Origin of the sequence: Sphingobacterium kitahiroshimense (genome assembly GCF_025961315.1) — a bacterium.
In the GTDB taxonomy this organism is placed as follows: domain Bacteria; phylum Bacteroidota; class Bacteroidia; order Sphingobacteriales; family Sphingobacteriaceae; genus Sphingobacterium; species Sphingobacterium anhuiense.
Window position 1 is genome coordinate 5,845,109 of the sequence record NZ_JAOQNK010000001.1, and the last position, 18,856, is coordinate 5,863,964.

Annotated in this window: 18 protein-coding genes; 7 read left to right on the forward strand and 11 right to left on the reverse strand. The window is 36.3% G+C overall.

Going from position 1 to position 18,856, the window contains the following annotated elements; all coding sequences use genetic code 11:
* Window positions 1–134 precede the first annotated feature (134 nt).
* From M2265_RS24985 to M2265_RS25000, 4 genes are read right to left on the reverse strand one after another with little or no spacing between them, the layout of a single operon-like run.
* A complete protein-coding gene (locus M2265_RS24985; RefSeq protein WP_132773073.1) occupies window positions 135–527 on the reverse strand; it encodes a VOC family protein in 393 nt (130 codons plus the stop codon).
* Between the two features lie 6 nt (window positions 528–533).
* The gene (locus M2265_RS24990; protein ID WP_132773071.1) at window positions 534–1,598 is read right to left on the reverse strand and encodes an NADH:flavin oxidoreductase/NADH oxidase; all 1,065 of its coding nucleotides are present in this window, start codon (window positions 1,596–1,598) and stop codon (window positions 534–536) included.
* 53 nt (window positions 1,599–1,651) lie between these two features.
* Window positions 1,652–2,368 (reverse strand): 3-ketoacyl-ACP reductase, encoded by a 717-nt coding sequence (locus tag M2265_RS24995; protein WP_132773069.1) that lies wholly within the window; start codon window positions 2,366–2,368, stop codon window positions 1,652–1,654.
* Window positions 2,369–2,419: 51 nt separating this feature from the next.
* Window positions 2,420–3,007 (reverse strand): NUDIX domain-containing protein, encoded by a 588-nt coding sequence (locus tag M2265_RS25000; protein WP_243655504.1) that lies wholly within the window; start codon window positions 3,005–3,007, stop codon window positions 2,420–2,422.
* Window positions 3,008–3,029: 22 nt separating this feature from the next.
* Between M2265_RS25000 and pyrE the strand changes: the two genes are divergently transcribed.
* Together pyrE and M2265_RS25010 are read left to right on the forward strand one after the other, a co-directional pair.
* A complete protein-coding gene (gene pyrE / locus M2265_RS25005) occupies window positions 3,030–3,677 on the forward strand; it encodes an orotate phosphoribosyltransferase (RefSeq protein ID WP_021190349.1) in 648 nt (215 codons plus the stop codon).
* A 19-nt stretch (window positions 3,678–3,696) separates the two neighbouring features.
* Window positions 3,697–4,095, forward strand: a complete 399-nt coding sequence (locus M2265_RS25010) for an SRPBCC family protein (protein WP_132773065.1) — start codon at window positions 3,697–3,699, stop codon at window positions 4,093–4,095.
* 79 nt (window positions 4,096–4,174) lie between these two features.
* Here the strand turns inward: M2265_RS25010 and M2265_RS25015 are convergent, their stop codons facing one another.
* From M2265_RS25015 to M2265_RS25040, 6 genes are all read right to left on the reverse strand, one after another.
* Complete coding sequence (locus M2265_RS25015) at window positions 4,175–4,891, reverse strand: superoxide dismutase (protein WP_132773063.1); 717 nt, start codon at window positions 4,889–4,891, stop codon at window positions 4,175–4,177.
* A gap of 448 nt (window positions 4,892–5,339) precedes the next feature.
* Window positions 5,340–6,632, reverse strand: coding sequence for a branched-chain amino acid transport system II carrier protein (gene brnQ / locus M2265_RS25020; protein ID WP_132773061.1), 1,293 nt, complete (start codon window positions 6,630–6,632; stop codon window positions 5,340–5,342).
* 423 nt (window positions 6,633–7,055) lie between these two features.
* Window positions 7,056–8,147 carry a hypothetical protein gene (locus M2265_RS25025; protein WP_132773059.1) on the reverse strand — a complete coding sequence of 364 codons (1,092 nt, stop codon included), beginning with the start codon at window positions 8,145–8,147 and terminating at the stop codon, window positions 7,056–7,058.
* 18 nt (window positions 8,148–8,165) lie between these two features.
* Entirely contained in the window at window positions 8,166–8,726 is a 561-nt protein-coding gene (locus M2265_RS25030) for a biliverdin-producing heme oxygenase (protein WP_132773058.1), read from the reverse strand.
* An 18-nt stretch (window positions 8,727–8,744) separates the two neighbouring features.
* Window positions 8,745–9,464, reverse strand: a complete 720-nt coding sequence (locus M2265_RS25035; protein WP_132773056.1) for an HmuY family protein — start codon at window positions 9,462–9,464, stop codon at window positions 8,745–8,747.
* A 4-nt stretch (window positions 9,465–9,468) separates the two neighbouring features.
* Window positions 9,469–11,838 (reverse strand): TonB-dependent receptor, encoded by a 2,370-nt coding sequence (locus tag M2265_RS25040; RefSeq protein ID WP_243655503.1) that lies wholly within the window; start codon window positions 11,836–11,838, stop codon window positions 9,469–9,471.
* Between the two features lie 290 nt (window positions 11,839–12,128).
* Here M2265_RS25040 and M2265_RS25045 point away from each other — a divergent pair, with 290 nt between their 5' ends.
* From M2265_RS25045 to M2265_RS25055, 3 genes are read left to right on the forward strand one after another with little or no spacing between them, the layout of a single operon-like run.
* Window positions 12,129–12,980, forward strand: coding sequence for a heme/hemin ABC transporter substrate-binding protein (locus tag M2265_RS25045; RefSeq protein WP_132773054.1), 852 nt, complete (start codon window positions 12,129–12,131; stop codon window positions 12,978–12,980).
* Between the two features lie 8 nt (window positions 12,981–12,988).
* Window positions 12,989–14,023 (forward strand): FecCD family ABC transporter permease, encoded by a 1,035-nt coding sequence (locus tag M2265_RS25050; protein ID WP_132773052.1) that lies wholly within the window; start codon window positions 12,989–12,991, stop codon window positions 14,021–14,023.
* 3 nt (window positions 14,024–14,026) lie between these two features.
* A complete protein-coding gene (locus tag M2265_RS25055; protein ID WP_132773051.1) occupies window positions 14,027–15,856 on the forward strand; it encodes a heme ABC transporter ATP-binding protein in 1,830 nt (609 codons plus the stop codon).
* Window positions 15,857–15,863: 7 nt separating this feature from the next.
* On the opposite strand, the gene M2265_RS25060 is transcribed toward M2265_RS25055, so the two are convergent.
* The gene (locus tag M2265_RS25060; RefSeq protein ID WP_021189896.1) at window positions 15,864–16,823 is read right to left on the reverse strand and encodes a helix-turn-helix transcriptional regulator; all 960 of its coding nucleotides are present in this window, start codon (window positions 16,821–16,823) and stop codon (window positions 15,864–15,866) included.
* 263 nt (window positions 16,824–17,086) lie between these two features.
* Between M2265_RS25060 and M2265_RS25065 the strand changes: the two genes are divergently transcribed.
* Both M2265_RS25065 and M2265_RS25070 read left to right on the forward strand, forming a co-directional pair.
* Window positions 17,087–17,446, forward strand: a complete 360-nt coding sequence (locus M2265_RS25065) for an S-adenosylmethionine decarboxylase family protein (RefSeq protein ID WP_132773049.1) — start codon at window positions 17,087–17,089, stop codon at window positions 17,444–17,446.
* A gap of 3 nt (window positions 17,447–17,449) precedes the next feature.
* Complete coding sequence (locus M2265_RS25070; RefSeq protein WP_132773047.1) at window positions 17,450–18,856, forward strand: hypothetical protein; 1,407 nt, start codon at window positions 17,450–17,452, stop codon at window positions 18,854–18,856.

An 18,856-nucleotide genomic window follows, 5' to 3' on the forward strand; every position in this document is an offset into this window, starting at 1 on the left:
TATAAAACAAATTTATCGATATCTGCGCTACCTTCAAGAATTATTTTATACTTGAAATTGATTAAATAGGACTAAGCAAGTTCCGGAATGAAATAAAAAAATGTTGGACTAAAGTACAGCTAGCGCTATTGAAATCAAATTTCATAAAGCTCAATGGGTAATCCATCGGGATCTTCAAAAAATGTAAATTTTTTATTTGTAAGTTCATCAATTCGGATGGGCTCTACTGAAATATCAGACTGCTGTAATAGTTGGACTTCTTTGGAGATGTCCTGTACCGCAAAAGCAAGATGTCTCAGCCCTACGGCCTCAGGTCTTGAAGGTCGTTTGGGAGGATTTGGAAATGAAAATAGCTCAATGATATAATTGCCATTTAAGGCTAAGTCTAACTTGTAAGAGTTTCTGTTTTCACGATACACTTCCTGTATAATGGTAAATCCGAGTAACTCGGTGTAAAACTTTTTGGATTTTTCATAATCGCTACAAATAATAGCAATATGATGTACTTGTTGTAAATTTAATTTCATACCAGATTATTTAGCACGGGCGTATTGATTGGTCCATTCGATGTGATCACCTAAAGTTTCTGCAAAATAGAGTGGAAGATGTGGATTTTTTAGAAAAGCACGCGCTATCATGATGATGTCTGCTTTTTTATCTTGTAAGATTTGTTCAGCGTGCGACGCTTCTTTGATAAGCCCAACAGTTGCTGTGATAAGATCTGTTTCTTTCTTTATTGCCGCAGCAAAAGGTAGTTGGTAATCTTTTGCAGGACTAATTTTTTGATGTGCAACTGCTCCACCAGTAGAAACATCAATTACTTCAACACCTAATTGTTTCAATTCTTGGGCAAGAGTAATAGACTGTTCCAGATCCCAACCATCAGTAGCCCAGTCTGTCGCAGAAATACGAACCCATAACGATTGTGTTGTAAGTTCATGCTGAACGGCCTCAATGATTTCTTTTAAAAATCGCATTCTGTTGTCTAGAGAACCACCATATTGATCAGTTCTGTCATTCGATAGGGGAGATAGAAACTGATGGATTAGATATCCGTGAGCGGCATGAATTTCGATAATATCATAACCAGCGGTGACAGCTCTTTTCGTAGCTAGCTGAAAATCAGTAATTGTTTTTTTGATATCATCTAAGGTCATGGCACGTGGGGCTATGTCCTTGTCGGGTCTGAATGCCAGAGCAGAAGGTGCTACTGTTTGCCATCCGTTTTCAGCATCCGGTGCAATTTGATAATGATTTTCCCAAGGTTTGCCTGAACTTGCTTTGCGTCCAGCATGTGCTAACTGTATGCCAGGTATTGAATTTTGTTCTTTTATGAATGTCGTTATTTCTTTTAATTTTTCGATTTGTTCATCTTTCCAAATTCCTAGATCTCCGGCACTGATTCTTCCTTCGGGCGAAACAGCCGTCGCTTCCTGAATAATGGCAGCGGCGCCTCCCATTGCAAACTGTCCTAAATGAACAAGGTGCCAGTTGTTTGCAAAACCATCTACAGCCGAATATTGACACATCGGAGAAACGACTAATCTGTTTTTTAAATTTATGTTTTTTAGGCTAAGGCTTGAAAATAGAATGCTCATATAAAATGATTTAAATGAAATAAAAAAGGAGCATGATGCTCCTTTAAATTATATTATGGATTTGTTGACCAAAGCGAAGCAGATTTTAACATCGCTCTTCTTGGTAATTTTAAGTTTGCAATAATCAATTCTGCAAAATCCTCAGGTTGTAATACTGATTCTGGATTTCCATCTGTTAATCCGAGATCTTTGGACATATCCGATGCAATTGTGCTTGGCATTAACGTGCAAACGCGAATATTATGTTTACGAACCTCGCGCATTAACGAATCTGCCATACCGATTACGGCAAATTTTGATGCACTATAAGCAGAAGTCGTTGCGGCTCCATTCAGCCCTGCGGTAGAAGAAACAAAAATAATGTCACCTTCATTTTTTTCAATCAACTGTGGAAGTACTGCTTTTGTTACGTGGTAACTACCCAATACGTTTGTGTTAATAATATTTGTCCAAGTTTCGGCATCCATATCCACTAAAGATCCAAAGGCTGCAATTCCGGCATTGTTGATGATAATGTCAAACTGACCAAATGAAGCATTCAATTTTGCTATTGCTTCCTGCACAGCTGCTAAATCTGAAACATCAAAAACTTCATAAGTAGCTTGTACGCCTATATCCTGCAATTCCTTTACCGTAGTTTTTAGAAGTTCTTCGTTACGACCTGTGATAGCCACATGAACACCTTCTTTCGCTAGTGCGATAGCAGTTGCTTTTCCTAATCCACGAGCACCACCAGTGACGAGTGCTTTTTTCCCAGCTATATTTTCCATGTTTTAAAATTACTGATTCAAGTCCAGTTTAATGTCAATCAAATTTAATAATTACAAGTTTTCCTCTAAAATATTTGCGATGATCGGATAGGTATTTTGTTTTACCTGCTTCAGACTATGTTTATCTAACCATTCCGCTTTGGTGATATCCTCTTCAGTTTGAGGTATGAGTTTAGGGATTTTATTAACGCCCATTTCATACCAATTGGTTTGTTTCAGGATAAAATCACCATTTCTCAAATAATAAGTATGGTATGATGTCTGTATTTTCTTTCCGAGGTAATCTATTTTTATGCCACATTCCTCTTCCACTTCCCTTACAGCAGCCTCTTTCATCTTTTCATGACTTTCTACTTTCCCTTTCGGAAGGTCCCATTTGCCTAATCTAAAGATGAATAAATAGTCGCCATCGCCATTTTTCACTAAGCCTCCGGCTGCTTTTATGATTTTATTTTTTTCCTTTAACTTCTGGAAAATCAATTCACAGTCTTTGTGAATATATAAAAATGATTTAGGAATGTCATTTTGTTCAGATAATTTAAAAAGTTTTTCAAGTTCAATATCTTGAACATCAATAGTTTGAGGGTTTTTAATGCCCGTGGGAACAAAATCTGCCAAAATTAGCACAGATTGGTTCATATAAATTTTATAAATTTGCGACATGAATAATTTAAATGAGGTTGAACAAAAAGTTGCCGAATCCTTATTGCAAATTAAAGCAATAAAATTGCAACCTAAAAACCCTTTTACTTGGGCATCGGGTTGGAAGTCTCCAATTTATTGTGATAATCGTATTACTTTATCGTATCCAGCAATCCGTACGTACATTCGTCAGAAGCTTTCAAAGTTGATTCAAGAAGAATTTGGATCAGTGGATATGATTTCTGGTGTAGCTACTGCAGGTATTCCACAAGGTGTACTAGTTGCTCAAGATTTGGGCTTACCATTTTCTTATGTGAGAAGCAGTGCTAAAGATCACGGTCGTCAAAATATGATTGAAGGTGAGATTGTTAGCGGTCAACGTGTTGTTGTTGTTGAAGATTTAGTTTCAACGGGTAAAAGTAGTTTAATTGCGGTAAAAGCTTTACGTGAGGCAGGATGTAATGTGGTAGGTCTAGTGTCTATTTTCACATATGGTCTGGATGAAGCAACAAAGAATTTTGCTGATGCAAAATGTACTTTACATAGTCTTTGTGATTACAATTCACTCATTCAAGTGGCTGCAGAAAATGGTTTTATTTTTGAAGAAGATGTTGAGTTATTAAAAGATTGGAGAAAAAATCCTTCAACCTGGTCACCAATTGTCTAATTTATAAAAAGGAATTTTTATGACAACTATTCAGAACAATGTAACAATTGAAAAGTCGGTTCAGGAGGTTTATGCTTTTTTGAAAGACTTAAATAATCATGAGCAATTGATGCCTGAGAATATTTATAATTGGTCGTCAACTGCCGATGAGGCACGTTTTACAATTCAGAATATGGCTAAGTTGGCCCTGAAAGTAGACGAAAGGATAGAAGATCAAGAAATAAAACTAGTTCCATCTGAAAAGGCTCCTTTTGATGTTACATTAAAATGGACTTTGTCAACAGTTTCGGCTAACGTAACAGTGGCAACATTTACGATTGAAGCTGACTTGAATATGATGATGAAAATGATCGCTTCAGGACCTCTTCAAAAATTAGCTGATTTTCAAGTGAATAAATTGAAAGAGATTTTAGGATAATCTATCCCTATTTTATCCTATAAATTTTCAGTCTATAAAGAAATGTCTTCCAATTTGGAAGACATTTTCATTTTATATATTATGCAAGTCTTTCGTGTACTTTATTCCAATTCACTACATTCCACCAGTTTTTGATGTAATCTGCTCTCTTATTTTGATAATGTAAATAGTAGGCATGTTCCCATACATCTAATGCTAAAACTGGAATACCTCTTTGATCGACCACATCCATTAATGGATTGTCTTGATTAGCGGTTGATGTTATTTTTAGCTTACCTGAATCGTCCAAGATTAACCAGGCCCAGCCTGAACCAAATCTTGAAGTCGCCGCAGCCGCAAACTGTTCTTTAAATTTGTCCATTGATCCAAAAGATGAGATGATCAATTGCATCACTTTTTCAGAAGGACCCGTTTGTTTTCCAGATAGGTTTTCCCAGAAAAAATTATGATTCCAAGCCCCACCAGCGTTATTGCGTGCTTTAGCAGAATATTTAGAAATATTTGCCAACAACTGCTCTCCAGAAGTTTCAGTAATATTTTCTGCCACTATTGCCTCATTGATAGCTTTAATATATGCAGTATGATGCTTCGTGTAATGGATTTCCATTGTTAAGGCATCAATATTGGGTTCGAGGTCGGAATAAGTATAAGGAAGTTTGATTTGACTAAAAGAAAGAGGAGCGGCTTGATTACGTGCAGGTTCAGCTTGGGCTAAATTAGTTAAAACACTGCCCGATACTGCGACAGCCAAGGTTGCTTTAGCGGTGTTGTGAAGGAAGTTTCTACGTGTTTGCATTCTTTTATTTATTAAGTTAATGGTAGTAATATAACGCGTTTTTTTTGTTTTATTATTCTTTAACACGGGAAATTTTAGAATAGAACGAGAATGTTACTAAACCATGACTTTTGCTATTTTTTTAAGATGCTATTGTAGCTGTAATTTTCTTTTAAAATTAATAAAGTTAAAATTAAGTATAAAAAGTGGCGAAGTATTAACTCTTAATGTTGACTTCGTGGCTCAACCTTTTTAAGACACGATTTAAACTTCTAGTCGAAATACCGTGGTATGATACAAGCTTTTCTTTTGAAATTATAATTGCTTGCTGATGCTGTAAATGCATGAGGATAGCCACATTTATCTTGCACCAGCAAGAGGTCTGACGGGAAATTTGGTTTTGTATATAGCGGTTATGAAAAGGTTGTTATCATACTCTTTGACAACAACCCATTTTAGGATATTATATCTAGCGGCTAACTTTTAACTTATCCAAGAGCAAAAACAATAAAAATCCAACAATTGAGGGAATAACCCACCACAGTTCATATGTCGCCAAAGGAATTGATGCTAATATATTTTCAGCTCCTTTTATATGTATATCAAATCCTGCTAAGAGATAAATTGTAGAAACAAGTGTTGTTCCTGCTAAAGCTCCAATGTAGGGTAGTCTAGATTTAATCAAACGACCAAAGATAAGTACATAGAGTACCAGGGTAATTACAATTGGATAAATGAATGCTAAAAATGGATAAGCAATTTGAATAATATACTCTACGCCGGTTATGGCAAGTACTGCCGAAAAGAGACAGCAAATAATGACAATCCACTCGTAGGTAATTCGATTATTAAACAGCTGACTAAAAAATGTACCTACAGCACAAGTTAAGGCGATTGCAGTAGTTAGGCACGCTAAAGCAATACTCACTGAAATGGCAAGCACCCCATAGCTTCCAAAGATTTTATGCGAAATAAACAGGAGTAACTCTGCCCGTTTTACATCTGGAGATAAAGGATATCCAGATTTTGCCCCTAAAAAAACTAAACCACCGTAGATCAATAATAAACAAAATGTTGCTAGGCAACCTGCACTTGTGACGATTCTATTTTTATCTTTAAGTTTTTCATATCCTTTGGCTTTTGCTGCAGCGATAATAATACTGCTAAAAATGACAGAAGCCAACACATCCAATGTTTGGTATCCTTCTATGAAACCAAGCTTAAAGGCTTGCATGGATTCCATCTGATGTGCGATACTCGGTGATAAAGGAAACAAAATTCCCATGATGATCATACCGATCAATAAAATCAAAAGTAACGGTGTCAGAAAATTTCCAATTACATTCACGACTTTGGAAGGGCGGATAGAAAGGATAAAAGTAACCGCAAAAAATAGTATTGAAGCCCAGATGGGCGATAAGTTCGGAAATGCAGGCAATAAACCTACTTCAAAAGTAGTCGCGGCTGTTCTCGGAATGGCAATTAGGGGGCCTATACCCAGCATGATGATGATACCCAGGATGGTGGCTATATAAGGATGAGTTCGATTGCCTAAATCTTTGAATGATTCACCTGAATTGATGATCGATAAAACGCCTAACAGAGGAAGTAAAATACCTGTAAGCCCAAAACCTATTATTGCCCAGTCCCATTGATCTGCCGCATTTAATCCAATAAAAGGAGGAAGCAGTAAGTTCCCAGCTCCAAAAAACATAGCAAATAAGGCGAATCCTAGTGTCGTAATATCTTTGATTTTTTTCATCAATAGTTAATTATGTTCTTTCAAACAGGTCTGAGCTTTTTATCAACACAAGAGTGTTCATAGGCTGCACGTTGTAGATCTTTGAGATGTAAATAGTATTATCGAACGGCAAATATAATAGGACTTTCCAATTAAACAAGAAATAAGTAACGCTGTTTTTAAATAGCTTATTTATATTGTTGACTAGGGTTCGGAAATAAAATGAAGTATAAGCAATATGGTTGCAGTAGTTTGAATGTCTGTATTGCTGCGTAAAATGATAAGATCTAAGATTTTTTTATCTTCCCTAAGTTATGCTGAAATCAGTTGATTTCAAAAAAGAGAACGAATACCATGGAGATATCATACATCGTACTAAAAATAAGAAAGCATCTTGATACAAATCAAGATGCTTCATGCTATTATAAAAATTGACTTTTAGGTCTATTTTATGAACTGTTTTATTTTCAATTTAAAGGTCACATCTCTACCTGCAGTAACGAGTTCATTTGCTTTGAAGATGATGACTTCATTTGGATTTTCAGATAAGGATGTTCCTTTGTATAATACTACAAACCGATCAGCAGTAGGATATACAGCATGTGTTGGAGCACCTGCGTACACCATCCATGTTGGACCTGTTACTGGTACGTTCATGCTTGTGGCATCTAATCCTAATGATGTTGCTTCTTTAAAATCAAGTTCTTTTAAGTTCGCGATTTTGATATCTTCAATAGCCTTTCCTTTTAAATCAAAATATCCAAATTTATAAGCTGTTGTACTTGGTTTAAGAGTTGTACCGGAAGTTCCTGAGAAATTTACTAGACTTGTTTCGACAGTTTCAGTAATTTTATCATTTAATAAATCATAAAATACTGTTTTCCCAGAAGCAACAGCAACAGTACCTGTTTTTACTTCTTTTTCTTTGAGGATATTGATATCATGCGATTCCGATTTTAATTGGTATCGTGCATTTCCATCTTTAGCTGTTACTTTATCTGCTTGCATAATGATGACTTCAGTTTGTGCACCACTTGTGATGTCTGCTTTTTTGTAGAATACAATATAACGATCTGCAGTCGGGTATACAGCATGATTATTTTTATAGTCATAAATAATCCAAGTTGGACCGTTTGCCGGTTCTCCTGCAGTGGATGCATCTATAGTTAAAAAATTAGTTTCTTTAACATCCAACTGGTTAAAGTCTGCTGTATTGGTCAATTTAATATCTTTGATACTCGTATTTTTCAAGTCAAAATATCCCATTTGATAGCCTTGGTTTCCCAAATCTAAACGAGACCCGTACATGCCTGAAAGTTTAAAAGTATAAGAGCTTTCTGTCGCATCTTCTTGTTTCTTTAAGTCGTAAAATATGGTTTTACCACTTGGTACAGCAACATTAAGTCCTTCAGTTTTGAAAACTTCTTCTTCTTTTGGATCTTCAACTTTATCTTTTTTACAAGCTGTAAATTGAAAAGAGGTCAGTGCAATAGCACTAACACACAGGATACTTTTTAATTTGTGTGATGATTTCATGATTACACGGATTTAAAATTACGAGATAACTGCTTTTGAATTAAATGTATTGGTAAATGCTTCAAATGTCGCTAATGCAGCATCGATAGCTTCTTGCTCGTCATTTTCGGCAACTTCTGCATTGATTATTGCAGTAAACTCCGCCCATTTTTCCATTAATTGGTCACCATAACCATTAAAAAAGTTAAATCCCGAATTGATACCTCTATGTTGAAGCATTTTGACAATATGTGGCCCGCCCATGATAGATCCCTCTAGTACATAAAGAGCACCGATAGCTTGGTTTTTTGTGCTGATCGTCGGTAACACAACTTCAGGTAAGTTTTCTAAACTACCACCTAGTTCAATGATATCTTTGGCAACATGTGATGCATTTCTGCGTGTGGCATAGTAAGACGCTAAGCTTGCTGGTAATGCCGCTTCAATGTTTCCTTCTGCAGCATTGAAATAAGCATAGAAATATTTCAATACGTCTGCATAATCTAAGTTATTTTCAATAGCCTTCAATTTAAAAATAACATTTTTTTCTAACTCTTGATGGCCATTTTTTGTGGCTTCTTTGATTTTTAAGTTTAACATGATATTTGCTTATTAATTTTATAAATTACTCGTTTTTAAATTTTTTGTTCCATCTTCTTGTATGAAATATCGGAAAGTAAAGTAGGGGGCAGGCCAGTAAAGGTCAGTAATAGGCGTAAAATTGTGAATACCCTGATATACACTGATCATTTGTAGCTTGACATATTTTCCATTACTTAAACGGATGACATAGGTGCGGTCAGGCATGGCCTGTACCAAATGACGCTGTATATTATAATCATACCAGCCTGACGACTCGGCATCCATAATAATACCGAATGCATTTATTTTTGAGTTTTCAAATTCAATATCCGCAGGAGCTGAATCGACTTGGTCATATGGCTTTTTAATCAGTACAACGCGGTGTCTTGATGGATTTCCGTAAGCGGGATTATTTTCCATCGTTCCATCATTTATAAAAAGTGTTCCATTGTATTGTCCTGTAAAGGCAAGATCCCAATCTGTTTTTGAAAAGTTCGTTACCGAATCGGTATGATTTTTTAACCAAGTCTGGTTTTGATCTGAAAACCGAAATAGGAAAGTATAAAAGTCTCTTGTTTCTTTGGGGTTTCCGCCACCGACACCAGCTCCGACATAAGCATTTACATCACCAGCAAGATCTTTTATGATCGTACTTTTTCCGTCAGCTAAGATGTCTGGCTCAATGTTAGGTTTAAAACATGAAGTAAACACTGTTGCTATGCAACTATAAAAGAGTATTTTTATGGATAATTTCATCTTTTTACTTTATTAATCTGTAGGATAGGCCAAAGGATACACTTCGACCAATTTGGCCTGGAATTAAATAATTAATATAGTTTCCGAGGTTTTCTCCAGTCACCCGGACAGTTAAAGGAAGTTTGTCAAACTTTTTTTCAATAGTTGCATTATAGAGAATATGCTGATTGACAAATGTGTCAAAACGATCAATAAAATGATTGCCATTTGCATCTGAAAATGCATACTTCCCTCTGTAGTTAGCACGTGCATTTATTGTCAGATTCCAAGGAGCTTGATAAATTGCACCTATGTTGAATTGATGTCTTGATCTGTTTTCTAAGCCCCAGTAGTCTTTTGATGTTGGCGTAAATGTCTCTCCGGTCTTTGGATCTCTTAAGGTATTAAATGGCCAATTCCCTTGTTTTATGCTGTCAACAACACTCATATCTTTCGCAATCAGGTATTGATAGCCTGCATTGATTGTGATTTTTTCTAACACCCGAGTAGAAAAAGATATGTCAAATCCTTTATTGACTGACTTTGGTAAATTTTGATACGAATAAATCGCCATGTTTTGCATACCTGTAGCAACCTGTATACTATTGATTTGATTTTTAAGCTGATGACGAAATACATTGACTTCTACTGTTGTATTCGTTAACGGCTTCCAGATCAAACCTGCATTGATTGAGGTGTTGTGCTCGGCTTTTAAGTTACCATCAAGTTGATTGATGATGTAATTGCGACGTTCAGAAATTTGTCCTGCGGCATCCATTTCATCCAGAGTACTGTTTAAAACTTCATTGCCGATAACGTAGTAATTGGCAGCAGGGTTGTAAAACACTTGATAACGGGTCTTGAAGTCAGGTGCTTTAAATCCAGTTCCTATACCTGTTTTCAAAGCAAGCTGAGGCAGTAATTGATAGGTCACACCTAAACTTGGGTTTAATCGCCCTCCGTAATTGTCTGTCTGGTCATAGCGCAATCCTGCAACAACAGTGGTTTTTTCTCCGATTGTTTTATTCGCTTGGGTATATAAAAAGAAGTTCTTCTGATTTTTGTTGTCAAAATTTTCAGCAAGATCCATAGCTTCTATAGCGCCACCTAGTCCCATAGTCACATTTAAGCCTTCTGACTGATAAGCAAATTGTTGTTCCAGACGATGGACCATCTGTGTGAAATTGTCTGAAGCTAAATTGGCATTGTTTTGCTGTGCTGTTACTTTATTATCGGATTGATAATGCGATACGTAATAGGTAGAAAGCGATTTCCAGCGTTCATTCCAACGGCTATCGTAGAACAATGAAGCATTGATGTCAGTCTCTTTTTGTTGATCTAGCGTGCTGAAATCTTGTCCGTAACCACGGTGCATATCGGATTGGCGATAGTTATAACGCCCTGAAGCGCCAATGAAATGCTGATTATCTTTCAATTGATGTCTTACTTTTCCCTGGATGGAAAAAGTTTGGTAGGGTGGGACTGTGGTTCCGCTTGACTGAAATTTTTTGTTTGTATTAAAACCATCCGTACGGTAGTAATTCGTAGATAGTAAAGCTGTTCCTCTATTTTTATTAAAGGAAGTCTCACCTTCTAAAGTTGCATCCAATACGTTGAAGCTTCCATAGTTAATATTTGCATGCATTTGAGGAGTTACTTTCCCTAAACGGGTGATGATATTGATCGCTCCTCCCAGTGCATCACTCCCATAAAGACAAGAAGAAGCCCCTTTGATAATCTCTATACGTTCTATATTTGTTACCGAAATACGTGATAAGTCAAAGTTACCGGAACTTCTGCCGAGCATCGGCTGTCCGTCAATGAGGATCATGACGTATTCACTAGAGAATCCCTGAAGCTGCACACCTACAGAACGGTTACCGCCAGCAGTATTGTTAACAATAGCAATACCTGTCTGTTCTTTTAAGACCTCGTCCAAACGTCTACTCCCCATAAGTTCAATTGCCTTCCTGTCGATAATAGTAACCGGCATAGCGGAGTTCTTAGGATCAATTAATGTTGGACGGTTTTGAATCTCTTGCGTAACCAATGCTTCATCTAAAACTTGATTCGATTTATGAAGCTGGAAGCGATGTAACTGCTTGTCTTTTGCGATCAACTCAATGGAGCCAGTTAAGGTTTCATATCCAATTGCACTTAAAGTATAAGTATATGTTCCGGCATATAATTTTTTGACTATGAAATTTCCCCGATTATCTGTTTTTGTCGTAGATCGGTCTGGTTCGATTAAAATACTAACATCTGCCAACGGTCTTTGTAATTCATCCACAATAAGCCCTTGAAATTGCGCATTCTGTTGTGCAAGCACTGAATTGCTTTTCCCGATCAGAAAAAGAAAACTAAATAGCAGGCATAGATAGTGTGTTGTCTTCAAAGTTATTTGTAATAATTCTAAATAATAATGCAAGTATCTCCATAAAATGCCAAAGTTTATTTATGCATTGTGTATTTTGATTTGTGCAAAGCGTATTAATTTTTGTGCAATATGATATTATTTAAATGACATAATGATCCCTGCTGTTTAGTTAATTTATTGTTAACCAGAGTATTTAAGTTGTTTATGTCTATTCTTGTGTATTAGTGTAAGCGTATTGCAAACAGAACTCTTTATTTGTAATTAGTTTAAATAAGCCCATTTTTGTTCTTCATAAATGAACAAATTATATGAAGAAAATATTAAATAATTTTGCGCTTATCATCATTTTATGGTCTAGCTATACAGTAGCTATAGCACAGGGCAACACGCCAAAAAGAATTGTTTCCTTAAGTGGAAGTTTGACGGAAATTGTTGATGCATTAGGGCTAGGTGCTAATCTAGTGGCTGTTGATGTGACAAGCGATTATCCAAGTTATGTGAAAGAGATTCCTAAAGTGAGCAAAAACAGATCAATTACGGCTGAAGGAATTGCTTCATTTCGTCCAGATATCGTACTAGGTTTTGAAGGAGAGGTCAGTGCGGCTGTATTGGCGCAATTTAAGACCTTGAGTATTTCATGTGTTTTGTTTAAACAGGAATTTTCTGAGGCAGGATTAACAGGATTGGTTCGCAAAGTAGGACAATCTTTAAATGTTACTACAAAGGGAAATCAGGTTGCAGATCAATTATCGAAAGATCTAAAGTCGGCAATTGCGAAGGGGAAATCGAGTAAAGCAACTAAAATGATGTTTGTATATGCACGTGGGGCAGGAGCAATGAGTGTATCTGGTTCAGGAACTGCCGTTGATGCGGTAATCAAGTTAGCCGGTGCTCAAAATGTGATGAAAGGTTTTACAGGATACAAAACATATAATACAGAAGCTTTAGTTCAGGCCAATCCGGAAGTTATTTTGTTATTTGATTTTGGAATGTCCAGTTTAGGAGGAAAAGAAGCTATTTTGAAGTTACCAGGTGTTAACTTAACTACAGCAGGTAAAAATAAAAGAGTAATTGCTATGGATGCATCCTTGTTAAATGGTTTCAGTATGCGTTTACCACAGGCGATACAGCAGTTGCACGAAAAATTATTTGGAAAATAGTTGCTGTAATGAAAAATACCTTAATTTACACGCTACTCAGCATATTACTTATTATCGTAGTCATATTTTCATTAGGGATGGGATCGATTTCGGTTTCCTTTTGGGATGTTTGCTCTATACTGTTATATAAGATAGGTCTTAAAGCTTCATCAGGTATTGATGAGCTGACTGTGAATGTCTTGGAGCAAATACGATTACCTAGAATTCTAATGGGAATTGCAGTTGGTGCAGCTTTAGGAATCAGTGGAGCAGCTATCCAAGGTATATTTCGAAATCCATTAGCGGAACCTGGCTTAATGGGAATTTCTTCAGGCGCTTCTTTCTTTGCCGCACTCGTTATCTCTTTCGAAGGCTTGTTACTTCCCATGATTTCTGCAAGCCTGGGTTATTACGTTCTGGCATTTGCCGCGTTTTTAGGAGCAACATTGACAGTGCTTATTGTTTATCGTATATCCATGAACAATGGGAAATCTCATATTGCAACCATGCTTTTAGCAGGTGTTGCTATGAATGCATTTGCAGGAGCCTTAACGGGATTATTGAGTTATTTAGCAACTGAACAACAATTACGTTCCATCACCTTTTGGTCATTGGGCAGTTTAGCGGGAGCATCATGGGAAAATATTAAAGTATTGTATCCCTGTGTCTTGATTTCTTTAGTTATTCTACCTCTTTTTGCGAAACAATTGAATGTTTTTGCTTTAGGAGAATCTCAAGCTGAAATGATGGGCGTCAATACAAGCCGGTTGAAAATTGTTGTTATTTTGTTTTCAACATTGGCAGTAGGAGCAGCTGTTGCATTTTCCGGAGTTATCAGCTTCGTGGGTTTATTAGTGCCGCATGCAATCCGGTTGATTGGTGGTGTTGATAATCGTTACGTGCTCGTGGCATCAAGTATTGCCGGAGCATTGGTACTCACACTTGCTGATCTGCTTTCGCGCTTAATTATTCAGCCATTGGAACTTCCTATTGGGGTTATTACAGCATTATTGGGTACTCCAGTTTTCTTATTTATCCTGATCAGAGACAAGAATAAAATCTAGTTTATGCTACAAGTACAATCACTATCATACGAAATCAAAGGGCGTCCCATTTTAAGGGATATTGATATCTCTATTCAAAAAGGCGAATTTTACGCAATTGTAGGAGCAAATGGAGCCGGAAAAACATCTTTGTTACGTATGTTGGCTTCCGATCTGAAACCTGCAAAGGGAGAAATATTGTTTAAAGGCAAACCACTTCGTTCTTACTCATTGAAAGAACTTGCTTATGCGAGAGCTTTCCTACACCAGTCCAATAGTATGGCTATGGCGTTTACTGTCGAGGAGGTCGTCCGTATGGGACGCTATCATTTGAAAGCATCTCAGGAGCAACACAACGTGGCTATAGCAGAGTGTATGCGCATCTGTGAAGTCGAACATCTGGGCGATAGAAAAATACAGCAACTGTCGGGTGGAGAGCAGCAACGTGTTCATTTTGCAAGGGTATTGGCACAGGTGTGGGACCAGAAAGACGTTTTGTTATTATTAGATGAGCCTGTAGCGAGTATGGATATCCAATTTCAACATCAAACACTAGCCATTGCGAAAGCTTTGACTGCTGTTGGGTTTAGTGTTGTCGCCATATTACATGAACTGAATCTTGTTGCACAGTATGCCGATCGTGTATTGATGCTCAAATCGGGTAGGAAATGGTGGGAGGGAGCTCCTATTGAAGTGCTCAAGCCTGAAAATATATATGCTATATTTGGTGTGCAAACAAAAGTGAGTACTGATATGGCTACGCTGACACCGTCTGTACAAACCTGTACAGTACATTATTCAGCAGCAAAATTTAATTCAAATTATAAACATGAACTGGCGATGGAATTAAAAGAAAAGTACGAAAATTATAAAAAAGATAATCCTAAGGCAAGGATTTACGACTGTGCAAAAGCACTTAAGGTAAGTGAAGCACAGCTTCTATTGACACAATTGTCAGATGATGTGGTATTACTTAAGGATGATATTTGGGCTATTTTGCAGGAATTACCGCGCTTAGGGCATGTTATGGCTTTGACACGTAATGATGCATGTGTTCATGAAAGAAAAGGAACGTATCCCACACCTTCCAATGAGGGGCATGTCGTATTATTTCATAATGATGATATTGACCTACGCGTTTTTATTCAGAATTGGGCTTATGCATTTGCTGTAAAAGTTAAAGATCTTTTGAGTATCCAGTTCTTTGATACAGCGGGATTAGCTGTTCATAAAGTTTATTTGATCAAAGACTCTAATCCGATTGCTGTTTATGAAGAACTTGTAAATTCTTATCGTGCTGCAGACCAGACGTATTTTACAATCAATGTTCCCGCAGTTTTAAGCGATATCTCGATTCCAGATACGGAAATTGCTGTCGATAGTTTTCAGTCAGATTGGCTCAATATGAAGGATAGCCATGAATTCTTTGGTATTTTACGTAAATATAGCTTACAGCGGACACAGGCATTACGTCTGGCACCTTCTGGTTTCGCAGAGCAATTGCCATTAGAGCGATTTACAGAAATCTTAAACCAGGCTTCAGAACAGGACGTTCCTGTCATGGTTTTTGTTAGCAATAAAGGCTGTATACAGATACATTCGGGATTGATCAAGAAACTTGTAACGATGGAGAATTGGTTTAATGTACTAGATCCACAGTTTAATCTGCATCTTAATATGGATGCGATTGACCAAATATGGCAGGTTAGAAAACCTTCTACGGATGGTGATGTAAACGCATTGGAAGTTTACGACAAGCAGGGAAATCTAATTGTTCAACTTTTTGGGAAACGAAAACCGGGTATTCCTGAACTAGAATCATGGCGTTCGCTATTGCAAGGTCAAAAGGTATAAAAGTAAATTAACGGCTTATTTCTGAAGGGAGTAAGCCGTAATATTTTTTAAATGCATGTGTAAAGCTAGCCTGATGTTTAAAACCCACGATCGTACTCACCTCATACATGTTTTTGTTTTCATTTAAAATCAGACGTTTTGCCTCCTCCATTCGGATACGTGTGATGTAGTTGTAAATGGTAGTACCAAAATGTTGTTTAAAGCCATTGCGAAGTTTAAACTCATTCAATAGTACTAATTTTGATAATTGCTTGTGTGTTGGCGGATTGACAAAATTATTGCGAAGGATCCGCTGTGCCTCTTCCAGTTTTTGAACATCTTCGATCTTTAAAAGATCCGTAAGTTTATCGCTGATGAAACTGAACTGTTCAAACTGAAGCATGATGAGTTCGAGAATGCGCGCATTGACAAATATCTGTTTCAATTCATTTTTATTTGTCGTGGTACGAATACTATCAATAATCCCCTTCATTTCTGTGGTAACAAAAAGATCTTCTTCGACAATGGAGATCACTTTCTTTTCCTTCATCTTCTCTTTGAATTCCAAATGAAGTGGCGTATGTATGCTGATCATATTCTGATAGAGTTCAGGTGTCATGATGACCATAAAATACAGGAAGTCCTGATTGCTCTGAATCGGATGCTCTTCGTAAAGAGAAGGAATGTAACGTATGTTATGTTTACTGAAAGTAAATCCATGCGCAGATTCTGATTTACTAAGGATAAATTGGCTCACGACAGCTTCACCTTCTATCTCCGAGATAATATCTACGGGAGCTGAAACACGCATATCCGCGCAGAGCACAAACAAGCCTCTGCTCAGGATCTGATAGGTACTGATATTTATCGGGCTTTTATTGATTGCAATATGCTTTTCGGATAAAATGGTATTGATCGAGCTGATCTCAGGAAGCTCTTCCCAAAATAGCCATTCATTATGTTGTTTTATCTTTGCTTTTATAATCATACCTTATTACAAATATACATTATTTGTAATAGATCTAAATTAATTTATTGAAATGAGACCTTTAAATGACGAGCAATTATTCTATTTTAAAAAACAGGTTGATTGAAATGCAAACAGATGTTTATGAATAAGATAATTAGCGTATAGCAAATGAATCTAAGTGTCATATCGGGCAATAAGTTGGTTAATCTACTCTATTTTAATATCTTTTAAATTAAAAAAATGTATATATTTGCGGCCATAGCCGAGAACCATTTTTAGAAATGAACGAACAGTATAAGCCAGGAACCCATCAATTATTAACACTTCAGGTGAATGATATTAATCTATTAACCGATATGTCGAATTTTTTAGATTTTACAATACATCAAATAAATGATCATGGTCTGAAAATTGTCGGAATCTCATCTCATGAATTTGACAGTAAAGGTTTCACAGTAGCTATATGTTTGATGGAATCACATATCTGTATCCATACATGGCCTGAGTTTTCACAGCTTACACTAGATATTTATTTATGTAATTATCTCAAGGATAATACGAAGAAAGTTCTTGAGCTAGGGGAGGTTTTTAAGCATTATTTTGATGCATCAGTATTGAATGAAACCATTGTTAATCGATAGTTTATGCTTATCATTTGCCCGAAATGTAAATTTAAACATAGTTTTGATGTTGAAGTGGTTGATTATAAGGGTTTCGTATGTTCTAATTGCGGAAGTTATTATAAAGGTGAAGATCATACAACTTGGACTTTTGTTAAAGTCTTTCCGAAGCCTGAATATATTTTATGGACTAGCTTAGGGGAACGGATTGGAGAAAAGAAAAACGATTATGTGGTTATTACCAAAATACAACGGGTTAATCTAGATGGCGAGTATAGTAATGAATATGTAGGTCTCAGTTCCAAAAACAACGAAATTTATTGGAGTGATGGACCTGATTATGCAGCTATTCTACATTCAGTTGGACTACCAGAAATAAAATCAGTAAAGGAAGATCGGCTTAAATTACAGACAAGGACCTATATTTTAAAATATCAGGATACTTTAAAGGTAGTGTACGCGGAAGGGTTTGTCTTTGAAGATCTTGATGCAAGATCTCAAGCTAATACTTATATTAATAGTATCAATGAAGATCGTTTCGTATCGCATGAAATAATTGATAACGTGAACGAGTACTATAGTGGAACATATCAAAATCAAGAAGATTATTTTCAAACCTTTGAATATTATAATGAATACCTAAGCCGGAAGAAAAAGACGAGTACGATCCTCAATATATTGACCATTGGTTTTGTTATCTTAATCGGACTAGGATTCTTTTTAATTAACAGGTCTAATATTCAGGAGTATTACTATCAATTTGATCAAAAATTTACTTCCTCAAAATTGAATAATGAGTACATTGGGGAGTCTTTTAGTGTAAATGGCAGTGAACCACAAAAATTAACTTTTCAAGGAATTTCAGATGTTAATGTTCCAAATGTGCATCTTCGGATCAAGTTGGTTAATGAACTTACCAACCAAATACAGGAAACAGCACTTTTGCAACATCATTATAATGAAGTTAATCATGCTTGCGGTATTTCGGTGAGTTTTTGCAAAGTAGAGCCCGGCACATATCACATGGTATTTGAAACCTACTCAACTAATAAGAATGTTGCTTCAGTATATCTAAATGAAGACTACAAGATTACTTTTGGAGGTGTAGATTACTGGGGCTTAATTATTACTTATGTTTTGCTCGTATTGTTGGTCTTGTGGATAAGAAATTCATTGTTAGGACTTGGAAAAGATAGCCTTATGTTTGTCAATAAAGAAATTAATTATTTAACGGTATTGAATTATAAAGGCTTTGGATCCTATTTCGTGATCTTGTTTGGATTATCTTTAGGCTTACAGTACTATAATAAATATATCAAAACTTGTACAACATCTTATCAAGTAAATACAGTGGAAGATAATACATATACCGGATCTCGGTATCATTATTATCGACCAACATATTCGGATTATGGTTCTAGTCACAAATAA